Genomic DNA, 13,199 nt, shown 5'->3' with positions numbered 1-13,199 from the left:
TCCCGCCGGGCCAAGCCATGACCGCACGCTTTCCCATCCTCGTAGCCTTGCTCTGCTTCGCGGGCGGCGCGGGCGCCCAGGACCTCGGGACCACGTGCCGTATCGCCAGCACCTATGACCTGACCGTTCGTCCCGAGGCCCTCGTGTTCGACCGGGCCGACGTGGCGCCGCGCGCGGTCCGCATGCACGACGGCGCCCTGGAAACCGACGGCAGGCCGGTGACGCTGCGTCCCGACGAGCAGGACCGGGTGGCGCTTTTCGAGCGCCAGGTGCGCGCCCTCGTGCCGAAGGTCAAGGCGCTCGCCAACGACGGCGTGGACCTGGCCGCCCGGGCGGTCCGTGACGAAGCCGCCACTGCGGCGCCGGCCGCGGTGGCCAATGGCGGGCTCGACCAGGTGTTGAACAGCCGGGTGGCGGACATCAAGCGCCGCATCGCGGCAAGCCAAAGCACCCGCGACTGGCAGGAAGATGCCATGCGCGCCTACGCGCAGGAAATCGTCTCCGATGTCGCCCCCATCCTCACCAACGAAGTCGGCGGGGAGGCGATGGAGCTGGCCATGAACGGCGACCTGCAGGGGGCCGCCGCCTTGCGTGACCGTGTCTCGGCGGTGTCGACCGGCGGGCAGGCGCGGGTCGTGGCGAAGCTCGAGGCCGCGCTGAAGCCGCGGATTCAGGCGCTATGCCCTTCGATCCGCCAATTGGTCGATCTGCAATCGGGCCTCCACGACGCCTCGGGTAAGCCTTTGCTTCTTGTCGAACTAGGCGAATGACCGCGCGCTGACCGAGATCCGCCGCGTTTAGCGATGGCTAAGTGCCGCAGGGCTAAGGTCCGCCCATGGAAAGCACTTCGAATCGCGTCGTTAACGGTTTGATAAAGCGCGTGATCGCCGATCGCGACCTCTATCGCCAGGCCGCGCGAGGCGTGCGCGAGCCTGGCCTCAAGGTGATCCTCGAAGAATCCGCCGACTCGCTCACCGCGATCGCGGCCGAGCTCCAGGGCCAGGTGAGTGCGACCGGCGGGCGTCCGGCAACCGCCGGTGGCCCCATGAGCGGCGTGCGCCGCACGATGATGGATGCATCGGCGAAGCTTTCCCACGACCCCGACGTAACCTATATCCGTACGCTGGAGCAGATGGAGCGTCGCCTGCTCGACGCCTTCCTGCGCCTCGAAGCGACCTCGGGCGATCGCGCCATGGTGGGGCGGCATATCGCGCGGCTGCGTTTGCTGCACCTGGATATGACGAACCTGGGAAGCGCCGCCGGGCGCTGATTCCCTGTTCGCGACTCAGGCCGCCGTGCGAAGTTCGCGCAGCGCGCGATGCAGGTTCAGGTCGGCCGACACGCGAACGCGATGCGGCGACATCAGGGTTTCCCTGTCCGCGAAGTAATTGGCGAAGGCGATGGCGTCCGCAGGGTCCAGGCGGACGGCGATCTGCATGCCTTCGCGAAAGACGCCCCAGGCATTTCCTATGTCGGCGATATGATATTCGATGGTATGCGGAAGCATCGGCGTGGCCCGGCGTGTGCCATGACGGCGTGTTCCGCACAGGATGGCCTGCGCGAGGCCAGCGAGAGAATAAGATAAGTCTGAAAGTTTGGATCTTTTTTCTTGAGCTAATCCTCAATCGTTTTTCCCGTCTCGCGCCCACGGTGTCGTGTAAGCAGCGGGCGTAGCCGATCACCGTATTTCAGCGGGTGGATGGTCGGATGCGAGCGTGCATGCATGTCAGCGACGACTGGTCGTCGTTGCGCTGCGCGCGCGTCGTGGAATGACCAATAATCTCAACGGCTTCATGGCGTTCCTTCGAACACTCGCGAACGTTTACGGTAACCTGCGCGCCGTACCGAGCGACACATCACGGACGGCGGCAGCAGCTTGCGCCGGCGAGGAAAGACATGATTCTGCGCACGATCATTGCCGACGATCATCCGGTGGTCCTGATGGGCACCCGCGCTGCGCTCGAAGCAGCGGGCGATATCGAGGTGGTCGGCGAAGCGGCCAACGGCGACCAGCTTGTCGATCTTCTCGCATCGCGTCCTTGCGATGTGGTCGTCACCGATTTCTCGATGCCCGGTGGCCGTCACGGCGACGGGCTCTCGTTGATCGATCTCGTGCGCCGCCGCTATCCGCGCCTTCCGGTCGTGGTGCTGACGATGGTCAACAATGCGGCGGTGCTGCAGACGATCCGCTCCCGCGGTGCGCTGGGTCTTTGCGACAAGCGCGCGCCGCTCAGGGAAGTGGCGGTCGCCGTGCGCCATGCCGCGGCAGGGCGGCCTTATCTCAGCGCGACGATCCGCCGCCAGTTCGACGAAGCCGGCGTGCAGACCGAGACCGACGCGGCCCGCTTGTCGGCGCGGGAAATCGAGGTAGTGCGGCTGTACGTCAGCGGCATGTCGATCACCCAGATCGCCGAACGGCTCAGCCGCAGCGTGAAGACGGTAAGCCGGCAGAAGCGCGACGCCATGCGCAAGCTCGGCATCGACCACGACAGCCGCCTTTCCGAGTACGCACGCGAGCGCGGTCTCTCTTCCTGACCCTGCCGGAAGTCAGGGGGTGACCAACCGCCCATGCATCGGCCGCAGGATCGGCTTAAACCCTGGGGTGGCCGGGCGCATCCCACCCGTGCCAACCCTGGGGAGAAGGACCATGCGTCACCCGTTCATAGCCGGCGCCGCCGTTCTCGCGCTGTCCCTTGCCGCCTCGGCCGCGCAGGCCGGGACCCTCAACTTCAGTACCAGCTGCGACCATGAGTACTCCACGCCCTACGACGTGGACGTGACATCCGCAGGCCTTTCCTTCCATCGTACCGATGGCGTCCCGGCGAAAATCTTCCTGCATGACGGTGCGTTGCGCGTCGACGGCAAGGATGTCGCGGTGTCGCGGTCGGATGCCGATGCCCTGCGCCGCTACGAAGACGGGGTACGCAAGCTGATGCCCCAGGTGGCGGAGATCGCGCGGGATGGCGTGCAGATGGGCTTCTCGGCGATGACCAGGGTCACCCTGACCTTCGCGGATGGCGACCAGCGCGCCGGCATATTGGAGAAGCTCAAGCGCAAGCAGGCTCAGGCGCTGCGCGAGATCGACGATGGCATCGGTGCCGGCCACTGGTCGGCCGACCGCATGACCGAAACCTTCGCCGGTTCGGTCTCCGATTCCGTCGGCGAACTCGTCGGCTCGGTCACGTCGAGCGCAGTGACGGCCGCCCTGTCGGGCGATTCGAGCAAGGTGGCGGCGCTGCAGGCCAGGGCCGAGTCGCTGGACAAGACCATGAATCGCGAGATGGACAAACGTTCCAATGCGCTCGAAGCCAAGGCCAAGACCATTTGCCCGCGCCTCAACGAGCTTGCCGAGCTGCAGCGTGGCTGGAAGGTCCGCCTGGACGACGGCAAGCCGCTGGAGCTGATGACGATCAAGCCCAGGCACAGCGACGACAAGAGCGATGGAGACGAGGACGAACGCAAGAAGGTCGCCTCGTCCTGATCCGCCGGTACCTCAGGCCGGCTGGCGATCCAGCCAGCCCACGAGGTTGCGCACGGTGTCGCCGTAGAAGGTCCGGTACATTTCCTCAGTGACGTAGCCGATGTGCGGCGTCGCGAGCACGTTGGGCAAGGTGCGGAAGGGATGGTCGTCCGGCAGCGGCTCCTCGTCGTAGACGTCGATCGCCGCGCCCGCGATGCGTCCCGTGCGCAACGCTTCCACGAGCGCGGACTCGTCGACGATCGGGCCGCGCGAACTGTTGACCAGTCTTGCCCCAGGTTTCATCGCGGCGAGATCGGCTGCGCCGATCAGTGCCTGTGTGCGTTCGCTGAGGCGCACGTGGATGGTCAGGACGTCCGATCCGGCGAGAAGCTCCGGCTTCGAAACCCTGCGCACGCCCAGTGCGCTGGCGGTTTCTTCCTCGAGGTTCTGGCTCCACGCGATCACCTGCATGCCGAAGGCCTGGCCGATGCGCGCCACCTTCGAACCGATGCGTCCCAGGCCGAGGATGCCCAGCGTCTTGCCGTGCAGTTCCGAGCCAAGCCCCACCTGCCACCCGCCGGCGCGCACCGAGGCCGCTTCCGTGGCGATGCCGCGCATGAGGCCGAGGATGGCGGCCCAGGTGAACTCGATGGTCGGCGTGGACGAATAATTCGTGTGGACGACTTCCACGCCGCGGGCGGCTGCCGCGTCGAGGTCGATCGAGGCGTTGGCCCGGCCGGTGGATGCGATGAGGCGAAGGCGGGGCAGGGCGTCGATGAGCGCCGCCGTGAACGGCGTGCGTTCGCGCATGACGCAGATGGCATCGAAAGGCTGCAGCCGCCGCACCAGCGCCTCGTGCTTGGCCTCGTGGTCATGGAAGACGGTAATGTCGGCGCGGCCGTCCAGCGGCGACCAGTCGGCGCTGTGCATCGCCACGTTCTGGTAATCGTCGAGGATGGCGATGCGGATGCGTGCTTCGCTCATGGTGTGTTTTTCCAGGTCAGGCCGGCTGGATCAGGTCCCAGCCGTTGCCGTAGAGGTCTTCGAAGACAGCCACCGTGCCATAACGTTCATTTCGCGGCTCTTCGCGAAAACGTACGCCGTGCGCCAGCATCCGTGTACGGTCGGCGGCGAAGTCGTCAGTCTCGAGGAACAGGAACACCCGTCCACCGCCCTGCCTTCCTACCTGCGCGCGCTGCTCGTCGTTCACCGCGCGACCCAGCAGTAGCTTCGTGCCCCGCGAGCCGCGAGGCGCCACCGTGACCCAGCGCTTGCCGCCTTCCAGTGGCGAGTCCTCGAGCAGGTCGAAGCCCAGGGCGTCGATGAAGAAACGGATGGCTTCGTCGTAATCGTGGACGAGGAAGGTGATGGCGCCGAGCGTGGGCATAGGAGGTTCCGGCCAAGAGGGACGGCAAGCATCCTCGCTACAACATCGTTGGACAAGTCGCCCGCATCAGCTTACGCGGTGCATGCGCGATGGCGTCATCCACGCTCCATGGCCCGGCACCGTAGAGCATTAGGGCGAGGAGCCCGGCCAGATAGAGCAGATCGCACTCGTAACCCGGTTGACCGAAGTGTGCGATGCCGTTGTGCACCGACTGCAGCTTGATCGAACTGAAGCCATAGGGCAGGTGCACGGTGAAGGTCGCCACGAGCAGCACGACGATCATCGGAATGCTCGCAAGCGTGACGAAGGCGCCGATCACGACGGCGAAACCGCCGAGGATTTCGATGGCGACGGTCAGCCAGGCCATCAGCTCCGGGGCGGGCACGCCGATGGCGGCGAGGATGCCTGCGAACATCTCCGGCCCGCGCAGGAGCTTGGCGAAGCCGTGTTGCATGAACCCGCCGCCGATGACGAGGCGAAGCACCAGCGGCGCCCAGCGTGAAAAACGGGAGGGGCGTTCGAACAACAGGGAAGCCAGGCCGCTGCCGGCGGGCGATGCGCTCATCGTGGATGGTCCTTGGTCGGGTTCAATCAAGGCTGACCGGCTGTTCCAGGAAATCCTTTCAGACGCTTTCGCAAGAAAACGTGCGGCACACGAAGGACAATAACGGTCTGCTCCCTTCCCCAAGGCCATCTCCTATGCCGCTTACCCAACTCGACAGCAACGCCGCATTGATCGTCGTCGATCTCCAGAAGGGCATCGTCGCCATGCCCACGGTGCATCCTTCCGCGGAGATCATCGAACGATCCGCTGCACTCGCACGCGCGTTTCGTGCAAGAAACCATCCCGTGGTGCTGGTGAACGTGGATGCCGGCGCGCCCGGGCGCACGGATGCCGGTCATCGTAAGCTTCCGGACGATCCCGACTTTGCCGCCTTCGTTCCCGAACTCGAACAGGCGTCCGGCGACCATGTCGTCACCAAGAAGCGCTGGGGCGCCTTCCTCACCACCGACCTCGATGCCTGGCTGCGCAGCAAGCGCGTGGAGCAGGTGGTCATCGTCGGCATCGCGACGAGCATCGGCGTGGAATCCACGGCGCGCTTTGCCAGCGAGCACGGTTATCACGTAGTGATGGTCACTGATGCGATGACCGACTTCGACATCGGCGTGCACGAAAACAGCATCACGAAGATCTTCCCGCGCCTGGCGGAAACGACCACCACGGCGGAACTGCTGGCGAAGCTCGAAGCCTGAGCCCGCCTCCGGCCGGGACCGAAGGCGGGGTTATGCAGGGCACGTACTTATCGGATTGCTGCGTTCACCACGTCGTCGGCTTCGGATTGCGTTCGTCGAAGCCCTTCTGGTGCCAGTAGGGGTACGGCGGCGTGGTCTGGCTGACGGTGTCGAGGCGTGCGATTTCCTCCGGCGTGAGCGTCCAGCCGACGGCACCCAGGTTCTGCGTGAGCTGGGCCTCGTCGCGCGCGCCGATCACGATGTTGGACACGGACGGGCGGCTGAGCACCCAGTTGAGGGCGACCTGGGTGATCGTCTTGCCGCGTTCCTGGGCGATGGCGTCCAGCACGTCGACGATGTCGTAGAGCTTCTCGTCGTCCACCGGCGGGCCACCCACGGCGCCGCCGGACGCAATGCGCCCGGCGTCGGCGGGCTTGCCGCGGCGGATCTTGCCGGTCAGGCGGCCCCAGCCGAGCGCGCTCCACACCATCGTGCCCACGCCCTGGTCGAGTGCGAGAGGCATGAGTTCCCATTCGTAGTCGCGGCCGATCAGCGAATAGTAGCCCTGGTAAGCCACATAGCGGCCAAGCCCATACTTCTCCGACACGGCCAGCGATTTCATGAGGTGCCAGCCCGAGAAGTTGGAGGCGCCGATGTAGCCGATCTTGCCGCTGGTGATCAGGTCGTCGAGCGCACGCAGGGTTTCTTCCACCGGCGTGAGCGCGTCGAAGCCATGCATGAAGTAGAGGTCGATGTGGTCGGTCTGCAGGCGGCGCAGGCTGGCCTCGCAGGAGCGGATGATGTGGAACCGCGACGAGCCCTTGTCGTTCGGGCCATCGCCCATCGAGAAGGTCGACTTCGTGGCGATCAGGGCCTGGTCGCGGCGTCCCTTGAGCGCCTCGCCGAGCACTTCCTCGGCCATGCCGCGCGAGTAGATGTCCGCGGTGTCGAACATGTTCAGGCCATGCTCGAGGCACAAGTCCACGATGCGCCGGGCTTCGTTCACCTGGGTGGAGCCCCAGCGTTCGAAGAATTCGCCCGAGCCGCCGAAGGTACCGGTGCCGAGGCTGAGGACGGGGACTTTGAGGCCGGAGCGGCCGAGTTGACGGTGTTCCATGAAGGGTCCTTGTGGGGAGAAGCGCTCTTCAGCATGGGGCGGGGGCTGCCGCTCCACAACCATGTCTCAAGGAATTGTCGGACCGAAGGCGGCTTATGCGCCATATCGCATAAACGAATTTTATGCGTTAATTCCGATATTGCCTAATTATCGGGTTTGGCGCATATTCGCCACGGAGGTCGCCATGTCGCAACTCGCTCGTACGCCAAGTCAGATCGGCACCCTGATTCGCCGTAACCGCAAACGCCTCGGCCTGAGTCAAAGTGCCTTGGGCGAGCGAACCGGCCTGCGTCAGGAAACCATTTCCCTGGTCGAAACCGGGAATCCGGCCACGCGGCTGGACACATTGCTGGCGCTGCTCGCGGCTCTCGATCTGGAGCTCCAGGTGGCCGACCGTAGCCGCCGTCATGACATCGACGATCTGATCGGCTGATGGCAAGGATTCGCCGGCATGCGCCCTTGCGGGTTTACCAGAACGACCGGCTCGTCGGGCATCTGGCCAAGGCACATGGTGGCGCGATTTCATTCCGTTACGACGAGACGTGGTTGGCGCGATCAACCGCCTTTCCGATTTCATTGTCTCTACCGTTGCGCGAAGAGTCGTGGCGGGGCGAACCCGTCGTGGCGGTCTTCGAAAATCTGCTGCCGGATTCGGACGCATTGCGAAGGCGCGTCGCCGAGAAGGTGGGTGCGGCTGGCTCCGATCCGTACAGCCTTTTGGCCGTTATCGGCAGGGATTGCATCGGCGCATTGCAATTCATCGCGGATGACGAGGCGGAGCCGGAAAGCTCGGAAGCCATATCCGGCGAGTCTCTCGACGAAGAGGCCGTCGAGCGGCTCCTCAACTCCCTCTCACAGGCACCGTTGGGGCTTTCCCGGGACGACGACTTCCGAATCTCGGTCGCCGGAGCGCAAGAAAAAACCGCGTTGCTCCGTGTCGATGGCCAATGGATCAAACCGCACGGAACGACGCCGACCACGCATCTGTTCAAGACACAGATCGGAAAGCTGCCCAACGGACTCGACCTGTCGAACAGCGTCGAGAACGAGTTCTATTGCCTCAAGCTTCTCGAACATCTCGGGCTGCCAGTCGCGCGCGCTGCGGTCATGACGTTCGGTCGCACCAAGGCATTGGTGGTCGAGCGATTCGACCGGGCCTGGCGTAATGGCCGTTTGCTGCGACTGCCTCAGGAAGATTGCTGCCAGGCCCTGTCCGTGCCGCCGGCGCGCAAATACCAGAGCGATGGCGGCCCCGGCATGGTCGATATCGCGACCCTGCTCAAGGGCAGCGACTCGCCTGCCGAGGCTCACCGCACGCTGTTCCAGGCACAGTTGGTCTTCTGGCTGATCGGAGCCACCGACGGACATGCGAAGAACTTCAGCATCTTCCTGTACCCCGGAGGCGGTTATGCCCTGACCCCGCTCTACGATGTGATCAGCGCACAACCCAGCCTCGATGCGCGCCAGATCGAGCGCAAGCAGATGAAGCTGGCCATGTCGGTGGGCGAGAACAGGCATTACCGCGTCGACGAAATCCAGCCCAGGCACTTTTTCCAGTCGGCGGCCAAGGCCGGCGTTCCCAAGTCACTCGTCGAGGCCGCCATAGAGGACGTGGTATCCCGCATGGAGGCTGCCTTGTCCTCGCTGGAAGGGGAATTGCCCGCCGGCTTCCCGCAAGCGTTGCACGTATCCATCGGTGCGGGCATCAGGGCCCGCATGCGGGTGCTGGGATAATTCGCCCCCCCCCGAGGTATCGATGGACGTCCAGTTCCATGGATAATGAACTTCCCCGGTCGAAGGGATGGCGCGCATCCGCCCCCATCCACGCCGGTTTCATTCCCTATCTTTCGTTGTAGAACAACGCATTGGTGGTCGCCGTGCTCCTCATGATCGACAACTACGACAGCTTCACCTTCAACCTCGTCCAGTACCTGGGCGAGCTGGGGCAGGAGGTCAAGGTCGTACGCAACGACGCGCTTACCGTCGCGGACATCCGCGCGCTGGCGCCCTCGCGGATCATGATCTCGCCAGGGCCGGGCACGCCCGACGACTCCGGTGTGTCGATCGACATCCTGCGTGAGCTGGCGGGCGAACTGCCCATCTTCGGCGTGTGCCTCGGCCACCAGGCCATCGGACAGGTCTTCGGCGGCAAGGTGATCCGCGCCCGCGAGATCATGCACGGCAAGACCTCGCCGGTGCGGCACCGCGGGCAGGGCGTGTTCGCCGGACTGCCGAATCCGTTCGAGGCCACGCGCTACCACTCGCTGGTGGTGGAGAAGGACTCGGTGCCCGACTGCCTCGAAGTCACCGCCTGGACCGAGCGGGAGGATGGTTCCATCGACGAGATCATGGGCCTGCGCCATCGCACGCTGGACATCGAGGGCGTGCAGTTCCATCCGGAATCCATCCTCACCCAGCACGGCCACGACCTGCTGCGCAATTTCCTCGGCATGCCGCTGCCGCTCGCCGCGTAAGGATCCGCGCTCCATGGCCATCACTCCCTCCGAGGCGCTGCAGCGCACGATCGAGCACCGCGAGATCTTCCACGACGAGATGATCGAGCTGATGCACCAGATCATGCGTGGCGACGTGAGCCCGCTCATGACGGCCGCCATCCTCACCGGCCTGCGCGTGAAGAAGGAAACCGTCGGCGAGATCACCGGTGCCGCGCGCGTGATGCGCGACCTCTCGTCCAAGGTGGAAACCGGCCCGCACCCTCATTTCCTCGACATCGTGGGCACCGGCGGCGACGGTGCTTCGACGTTCAATATTTCGACGGCGTCGATGTTCGTCGCCGCGGCCGCGGGCGCCCGCGTGGCGAAGCATGGCGGCCGCAGCGTGTCCTCCAAGTCGGGCAGTGCCGACGTGCTCGAGGCACTCGGCGCGCGCATCGACCTGCTGCCGGCGCAGGTGGCGGTGTGCATGGAGCACGTGGGCATCGGCTTCATGTTCTCGCCGAACCACCATCCGGCGATGAAGGTGGTGTCGCCGGTACGCCGGGAGATGGGCGTCCGCACCATCTTCAACATCCTCGGCCCGCTGACCAATCCGGCCGGTGCCCCGAACATCCTCATGGGCGTGTTCCATCCCGACCTCGTGGGCATCCAGATCCGCGTGTTGCAGGCGCTGGGCGCGCGCCACGCGATGGTGGTCTGGGGCCGCGACGGCATGGACGAGATCTCGCTCGGCGCCGCGACCCTCGTGGGCGAGCTCCGCGACGGCGTCGTGCGCGAATACGAGATCGAGCCGGAGGATTTCGGCCTGTCGATGGCATCGAGCCGCAACCTGCGCGTGGAAGACGCCGATAGTTCGAAGGCGATGCTCCTGGACGCCATCTGCGGCGTACCCGGCGTGCCCCAGGACATCGTCTGCCTGAACGCGGGCGCGGCGCTCTATACGGCCGACGTCACGCCGTCGATACAGGCCGGGATCGATCTTGCCCGCGCCACCATCGCGAGCGGCGCGGCCCGTGCAAAAATGGAAGCGTTCGTGGCCGAGACGCAGCGGCTCGGTGCCTGATATCGTCGGGGCTCCCCAGTCCCCCGGCCTTACCCAAGGAACTCCCCGATGTCCGATATTCTCCATCGCATCCTGGACCGCAAGGTGCAAGAGATCGCAGAGCGCAGCCGCAAGCGCAGCCTCGACGACCTTGCCGCCCGCATCGCCGACCTGGAACCGACGCGAGGTTTCGTCGCCGCCATCGACGCCCGCCTGCACGACGGCGATCCGGCGGTCATTGCCGAAATCAAGAAGGCCAGCCCGAGCAAAGGCCTGATCCGCGAGGATTTCGATCCCGCCGCCATCGCGCGCAGCTATGAGCAGGGCGGGGCCACCTGCCTCTCCGTGCTTACCGACGCCGACTTCTTCCAGGGTCACGAGGATTTCGTGGGCCAGGCACGCGCGGCCTGCAACCTGCCGATCCTGCGCAAGGATTTCATCATCGACGAGTACCAGGTGTACGAAGCCCGCACGATCGGCGCCGACTGCATCCTGCTCATCGTGGCCGCCTTCGCGCAGAAGGAACCCGACGGCGATCGCATCTACGATGAAGGCCGCCTCACCGAGCTTTCGCTGCTCGCCGCGGAACTCGATCTCGACGTGCTGATGGAAGTGCACAACGAAGAAGAACTCGAGATCGCGCTCGGCACGCCGGCGCCGTTGATCGGCGTCAACAATCGTAATCTGCGCACGTTCGAGACCTCGCTCGGCACCTCGCTCAGGCTGAAGGACCGCGTCGGTTCGGAAACGGCGATCGTCGCGGAATCCGGCATCCACACGGTGGAAGACGTGCGCAAGCTGCGGGAGGCCGGCATTCACACCTTCCTGGTGGGCGAGGCCTTCATGCGCGCGGCCGACCCCGGTGCCGAACTCCAGAAGCTGTTCGGCGTTCGTCCGCACGCCGCCGTGCACAAGCACTAAGGAACGCATGAATCAGGGGATGGAAGCGACGGTAGTCGAAGACTCCGCCGCCGACGCGAGGCGCGTCGTATTGTTCGATTTCGATGGCGTGATCGTCCGCCACCAGACGCTGGAGCTGTTCTACCGCGACCGTCTTTCCGGCCTTGGGCGCTGGCGCGCGTTGCTGGCGCTTCCGCTCCTGCCCTTCGTGCCGCTGCTCATCGGCAGCGTCGCGGGCAACCGCTTGCTGGCCGTCTTCTTCCTTCGCGTGGTCACCTTCGGCCGCAGCGAAGCCGGATGCCGGCGCCTGATGAACGCCTTCGGGCGCGCCTATGCCCGGCGTCCGGGCGTGTTCTGCCGCGATGCCGTGGTCACCCTGCGCAGACACGTCGATGCCGGCGACCGGGTCGTGATCGTCACGGCCAACGAACAGAAGATGGTGGAGGCGATGCTCGACGAGGTGAACCTCAGAGGCTGCGAACTGGTGGCCTCGCAGGCCCGCATGGGCCTGTTCGGCATGCGCTTCCTCTCCTACAACGTCGGTCACGCCAAGGTGCGCGCGCTGGATCGCGCGGCGGTACCGCGCCCCTGGGCCGTCGCGTATGGCGATTCCCTTTCGGACGTGCCGCTGCTGAAGGCCGCCGATGCGGCGCGCCTGGTCAATCCCACCGCGAAGACGGTGAAGAAGGCCAGCCGCCTGCTTGGGGACAGGCTCGAGGTACTGCACTGGTACTGATGCCCGGTGTCCCTAGCCCAGGGCGTAGCGGCCGAGCTGGTAGAGGCTGATGCCGACGATGAGGCAGCCGACGGCCGTCATCACGTAACGCGGCGGCAGGTGTCTTACCAGCCAGGCGGCGAGGGGTGCTGCCAGTACGCCGCCCGTGAGCAGGCCGAGCACGATGGGCCAATGCTGGATGCCCATGTGGGCGATGAGGGTGGTGGAGATGGCGACGGTGACCACGAACTCCGCCGCGTTCACCGTGCCAATGGTCTGCCGCACGGGGCCTCCGCGGGCCAGCAGGGTCGAGGTGGCGATCGGGCCCCAGCCACCGCCGCCGATGGCGTCGAGAAGGCCCGCGAAGAAGCCGAGGATACCCTTGTGCCGCACGCGGTGGTGGGACACGACACGTCCGGCCGCGCGCACGAGCACCACCACCCCCAGGATCAGCAGGTAGGCGTAGACGAAGGGTTTCAGCGCTTCGCCAGGCACGCTGGCCAGGAACCACGCTCCGATGACGCCGCCGACCACGCCCGGTATGGCGAGGCGGCGGAAGGCCTTCCAGTCCACGTTGCCGAACAGGGCGTGGGCCCCGCCGGAAACGCCGGTGGTGAAGACCTCGGCGGTATGTACGGTCGCACTGGCCACTGCGGGAGGGAGGCCGAGCGCAAGCAGCACCGAGTTCGAAACGATGCCGTAGGCCATGCCGAGCGCGCCGTCGACCAGCTGCGCGAGCAGGCCGACGCCGACGAAGATCAGGAACTGGCTCCAGTCCATGGTTTTTCGTCCTCCGATGGATCCGGAGACCACCATATACGAGGTGGACGACACGACGGCATGAAGGGCGACTTCTGGCGCTTGCACGCGGCATCGCGCCACGGCTAGC

The 13,199-nt window shown here is 65.6% G+C and carries 17 protein-coding genes; 11 read left to right on the top strand and 6 right to left on the bottom strand.

What is annotated here, in order from left to right; all coding sequences use genetic code 11:
• Window positions 1-17 precede the first annotated feature (17 nt).
• Together ACR9ZH_RS10840 and ACR9ZH_RS10835 are read left to right on the top strand one after the other, a co-directional pair.
• Window positions 18-770, top strand: a complete 753-nt coding sequence (locus tag ACR9ZH_RS10840; RefSeq protein WP_481290755.1) for a DUF2884 family protein — start codon at window positions 18-20, stop codon at window positions 768-770.
• A 65-nt stretch (window positions 771-835) separates the two neighbouring features.
• On the top strand, window positions 836-1,270 hold the full coding sequence (locus tag ACR9ZH_RS10835) for a PA2169 family four-helix-bundle protein (protein WP_481290754.1): 435 nt from the start codon (window positions 836-838) through the stop codon (window positions 1,268-1,270).
• Between the two features lie 15 nt (window positions 1,271-1,285).
• Here the strand turns inward: ACR9ZH_RS10835 and ACR9ZH_RS10830 are convergent, their stop codons facing one another.
• Window positions 1,286-1,507: a hypothetical protein gene (locus tag ACR9ZH_RS10830; protein WP_481290753.1), complete on the bottom strand. Its 222-nt coding sequence runs from the start codon at window positions 1,505-1,507 to the stop codon at window positions 1,286-1,288.
• A 389-nt stretch (window positions 1,508-1,896) separates the two neighbouring features.
• On the opposite strand from ACR9ZH_RS10830, the gene ACR9ZH_RS10825 reads away from it, so the two are divergent.
• On the top strand, window positions 1,897-2,535 hold the full coding sequence (locus tag ACR9ZH_RS10825; RefSeq protein WP_481290752.1) for a response regulator: 639 nt from the start codon (window positions 1,897-1,899) through the stop codon (window positions 2,533-2,535).
• A 112-nt stretch (window positions 2,536-2,647) separates the two neighbouring features.
• Window positions 2,648-3,481: a DUF2884 family protein gene (locus ACR9ZH_RS10820; protein ID WP_481290751.1), complete on the top strand. Its 834-nt coding sequence runs from the start codon at window positions 2,648-2,650 to the stop codon at window positions 3,479-3,481.
• Window positions 3,482-3,493: 12 nt separating this feature from the next.
• Here ACR9ZH_RS10820 and ACR9ZH_RS10815 read toward each other — a convergent pair whose 3' ends face one another.
• Genes ACR9ZH_RS10815 through ACR9ZH_RS10805 form a run of 3 tightly spaced genes read right to left on the bottom strand, consistent with a single transcriptional unit; the run spans window position 3,494 to window position 5,412 of the window.
• Window positions 3,494-4,444, bottom strand: a complete 951-nt coding sequence (locus ACR9ZH_RS10815; protein WP_481290750.1) for a D-2-hydroxyacid dehydrogenase family protein — start codon at window positions 4,442-4,444, stop codon at window positions 3,494-3,496.
• A gap of 16 nt (window positions 4,445-4,460) precedes the next feature.
• The gene (locus ACR9ZH_RS10810) at window positions 4,461-4,847 is read right to left on the bottom strand and encodes a VOC family protein (RefSeq protein ID WP_481290749.1); all 387 of its coding nucleotides are present in this window, start codon (window positions 4,845-4,847) and stop codon (window positions 4,461-4,463) included.
• Window positions 4,848-4,884: 37 nt separating this feature from the next.
• Window positions 4,885-5,412 carry a DoxX family protein gene (locus tag ACR9ZH_RS10805; protein ID WP_481290748.1) on the bottom strand — a complete coding sequence of 176 codons (528 nt, stop codon included), beginning with the start codon at window positions 5,410-5,412 and terminating at the stop codon, window positions 4,885-4,887.
• A 134-nt stretch (window positions 5,413-5,546) separates the two neighbouring features.
• On the opposite strand from ACR9ZH_RS10805, the gene ACR9ZH_RS10800 reads away from it, so the two are divergent.
• A complete protein-coding gene (locus tag ACR9ZH_RS10800) occupies window positions 5,547-6,101 on the top strand; it encodes a cysteine hydrolase family protein (protein ID WP_481290747.1) in 555 nt (184 codons plus the stop codon).
• Window positions 6,102-6,165: 64 nt separating this feature from the next.
• On the opposite strand, the gene ACR9ZH_RS10795 is transcribed toward ACR9ZH_RS10800, so the two are convergent.
• Entirely contained in the window at window positions 6,166-7,197 is a 1,032-nt protein-coding gene (locus ACR9ZH_RS10795) for an aldo/keto reductase (protein WP_481290746.1), read from the bottom strand.
• A gap of 184 nt (window positions 7,198-7,381) precedes the next feature.
• On the opposite strand from ACR9ZH_RS10795, the gene ACR9ZH_RS10790 reads away from it, so the two are divergent.
• The 6 genes from ACR9ZH_RS10790 to ACR9ZH_RS10765 all read left to right on the top strand — a co-directional run bounded on the left by ACR9ZH_RS10790 (window position 7,382) and on the right by ACR9ZH_RS10765 (window position 12,331).
• On the top strand, window positions 7,382-7,630 hold the full coding sequence (locus ACR9ZH_RS10790) for a helix-turn-helix domain-containing protein (RefSeq protein ID WP_481290745.1): 249 nt from the start codon (window positions 7,382-7,384) through the stop codon (window positions 7,628-7,630).
• Window positions 7,630-8,931, top strand: coding sequence for a type II toxin-antitoxin system HipA family toxin (locus ACR9ZH_RS10785; RefSeq protein ID WP_481290744.1), 1,302 nt, complete (start codon window positions 7,630-7,632; stop codon window positions 8,929-8,931). Before ACR9ZH_RS10790 ends, ACR9ZH_RS10785 begins: the two co-directional genes overlap by 1 nt.
• Window positions 8,932-9,074: 143 nt before the next feature.
• Window positions 9,075-9,671 (top strand): anthranilate synthase component II, encoded by a 597-nt coding sequence (locus tag ACR9ZH_RS10780; RefSeq protein ID WP_481290743.1) that lies wholly within the window; start codon window positions 9,075-9,077, stop codon window positions 9,669-9,671.
• 13 nt (window positions 9,672-9,684) lie between these two features.
• Window positions 9,685-10,716 (top strand): anthranilate phosphoribosyltransferase, encoded by a 1,032-nt coding sequence (gene trpD, locus ACR9ZH_RS10775; RefSeq protein WP_481290742.1) that lies wholly within the window; start codon window positions 9,685-9,687, stop codon window positions 10,714-10,716.
• A gap of 48 nt (window positions 10,717-10,764) precedes the next feature.
• Window positions 10,765-11,616, top strand: a complete 852-nt coding sequence (trpC, locus tag ACR9ZH_RS10770) for an indole-3-glycerol phosphate synthase TrpC (RefSeq protein ID WP_481290741.1) — start codon at window positions 10,765-10,767, stop codon at window positions 11,614-11,616.
• A gap of 7 nt (window positions 11,617-11,623) precedes the next feature.
• Window positions 11,624-12,331, top strand: a complete 708-nt coding sequence (locus tag ACR9ZH_RS10765; RefSeq protein WP_481290740.1) for a haloacid dehalogenase-like hydrolase — start codon at window positions 11,624-11,626, stop codon at window positions 12,329-12,331.
• Between the two features lie 12 nt (window positions 12,332-12,343).
• On the opposite strand, the gene ACR9ZH_RS10760 is transcribed toward ACR9ZH_RS10765, so the two are convergent.
• On the bottom strand, window positions 12,344-13,090 hold the full coding sequence (locus tag ACR9ZH_RS10760) for a sulfite exporter TauE/SafE family protein (protein ID WP_481290739.1): 747 nt from the start codon (window positions 13,088-13,090) through the stop codon (window positions 12,344-12,346).
• Window positions 13,091-13,199: the final 109 nt, after the last annotated feature.

Source organism: Luteibacter sp. SVR4-7G, assembly GCF_056755555.1.
This window is presented reverse-complemented; position numbering and strand designations above follow the sequence as displayed.

Coding starts and splice junctions, on each gene's coding strand:
- ACR9ZH_RS10765 (WP_481290740.1), top strand. CDS start 11,624: ATGAATCAGGGGATGGAAGCGACGGTAGTCGAAGACTCCGCCGCCGAC.
- ACR9ZH_RS10815 (WP_481290750.1), bottom strand. CDS start 4,444: ATGAGCGAAGCACGCATCCGCATCGCCATCCTCGACGATTACCAGAAC.
- ACR9ZH_RS10795 (WP_481290746.1), bottom strand. CDS start 7,197: ATGGAACACCGTCAACTCGGCCGCTCCGGCCTCAAAGTCCCCGTCCTC.
- ACR9ZH_RS10805 (WP_481290748.1), bottom strand. CDS start 5,412: ATGAGCGCATCGCCCGCCGGCAGCGGCCTGGCTTCCCTGTTGTTCGAA.
- ACR9ZH_RS10760 (WP_481290739.1), bottom strand. CDS start 13,090: ATGGACTGGAGCCAGTTCCTGATCTTCGTCGGCGTCGGCCTGCTCGCG.
- ACR9ZH_RS10840 (WP_481290755.1), top strand. CDS start 18: ATGACCGCACGCTTTCCCATCCTCGTAGCCTTGCTCTGCTTCGCGGGC.
- trpC (WP_481290741.1), top strand. CDS start 10,765: ATGTCCGATATTCTCCATCGCATCCTGGACCGCAAGGTGCAAGAGATC.
- ACR9ZH_RS10800 (WP_481290747.1), top strand. CDS start 5,547: ATGCCGCTTACCCAACTCGACAGCAACGCCGCATTGATCGTCGTCGAT.
- ACR9ZH_RS10785 (WP_481290744.1), top strand. CDS start 7,630: ATGGCAAGGATTCGCCGGCATGCGCCCTTGCGGGTTTACCAGAACGAC.
- ACR9ZH_RS10820 (WP_481290751.1), top strand. CDS start 2,648: ATGCGTCACCCGTTCATAGCCGGCGCCGCCGTTCTCGCGCTGTCCCTT.
- trpD (WP_481290742.1), top strand. CDS start 9,685: ATGGCCATCACTCCCTCCGAGGCGCTGCAGCGCACGATCGAGCACCGC.
- ACR9ZH_RS10830 (WP_481290753.1), bottom strand. CDS start 1,507: ATGCTTCCGCATACCATCGAATATCATATCGCCGACATAGGAAATGCC.
- ACR9ZH_RS10790 (WP_481290745.1), top strand. CDS start 7,382: ATGTCGCAACTCGCTCGTACGCCAAGTCAGATCGGCACCCTGATTCGC.
- ACR9ZH_RS10810 (WP_481290749.1), bottom strand. CDS start 4,847: ATGCCCACGCTCGGCGCCATCACCTTCCTCGTCCACGATTACGACGAA.
- ACR9ZH_RS10835 (WP_481290754.1), top strand. CDS start 836: ATGGAAAGCACTTCGAATCGCGTCGTTAACGGTTTGATAAAGCGCGTG.
- ACR9ZH_RS10825 (WP_481290752.1), top strand. CDS start 1,897: ATGATTCTGCGCACGATCATTGCCGACGATCATCCGGTGGTCCTGATG.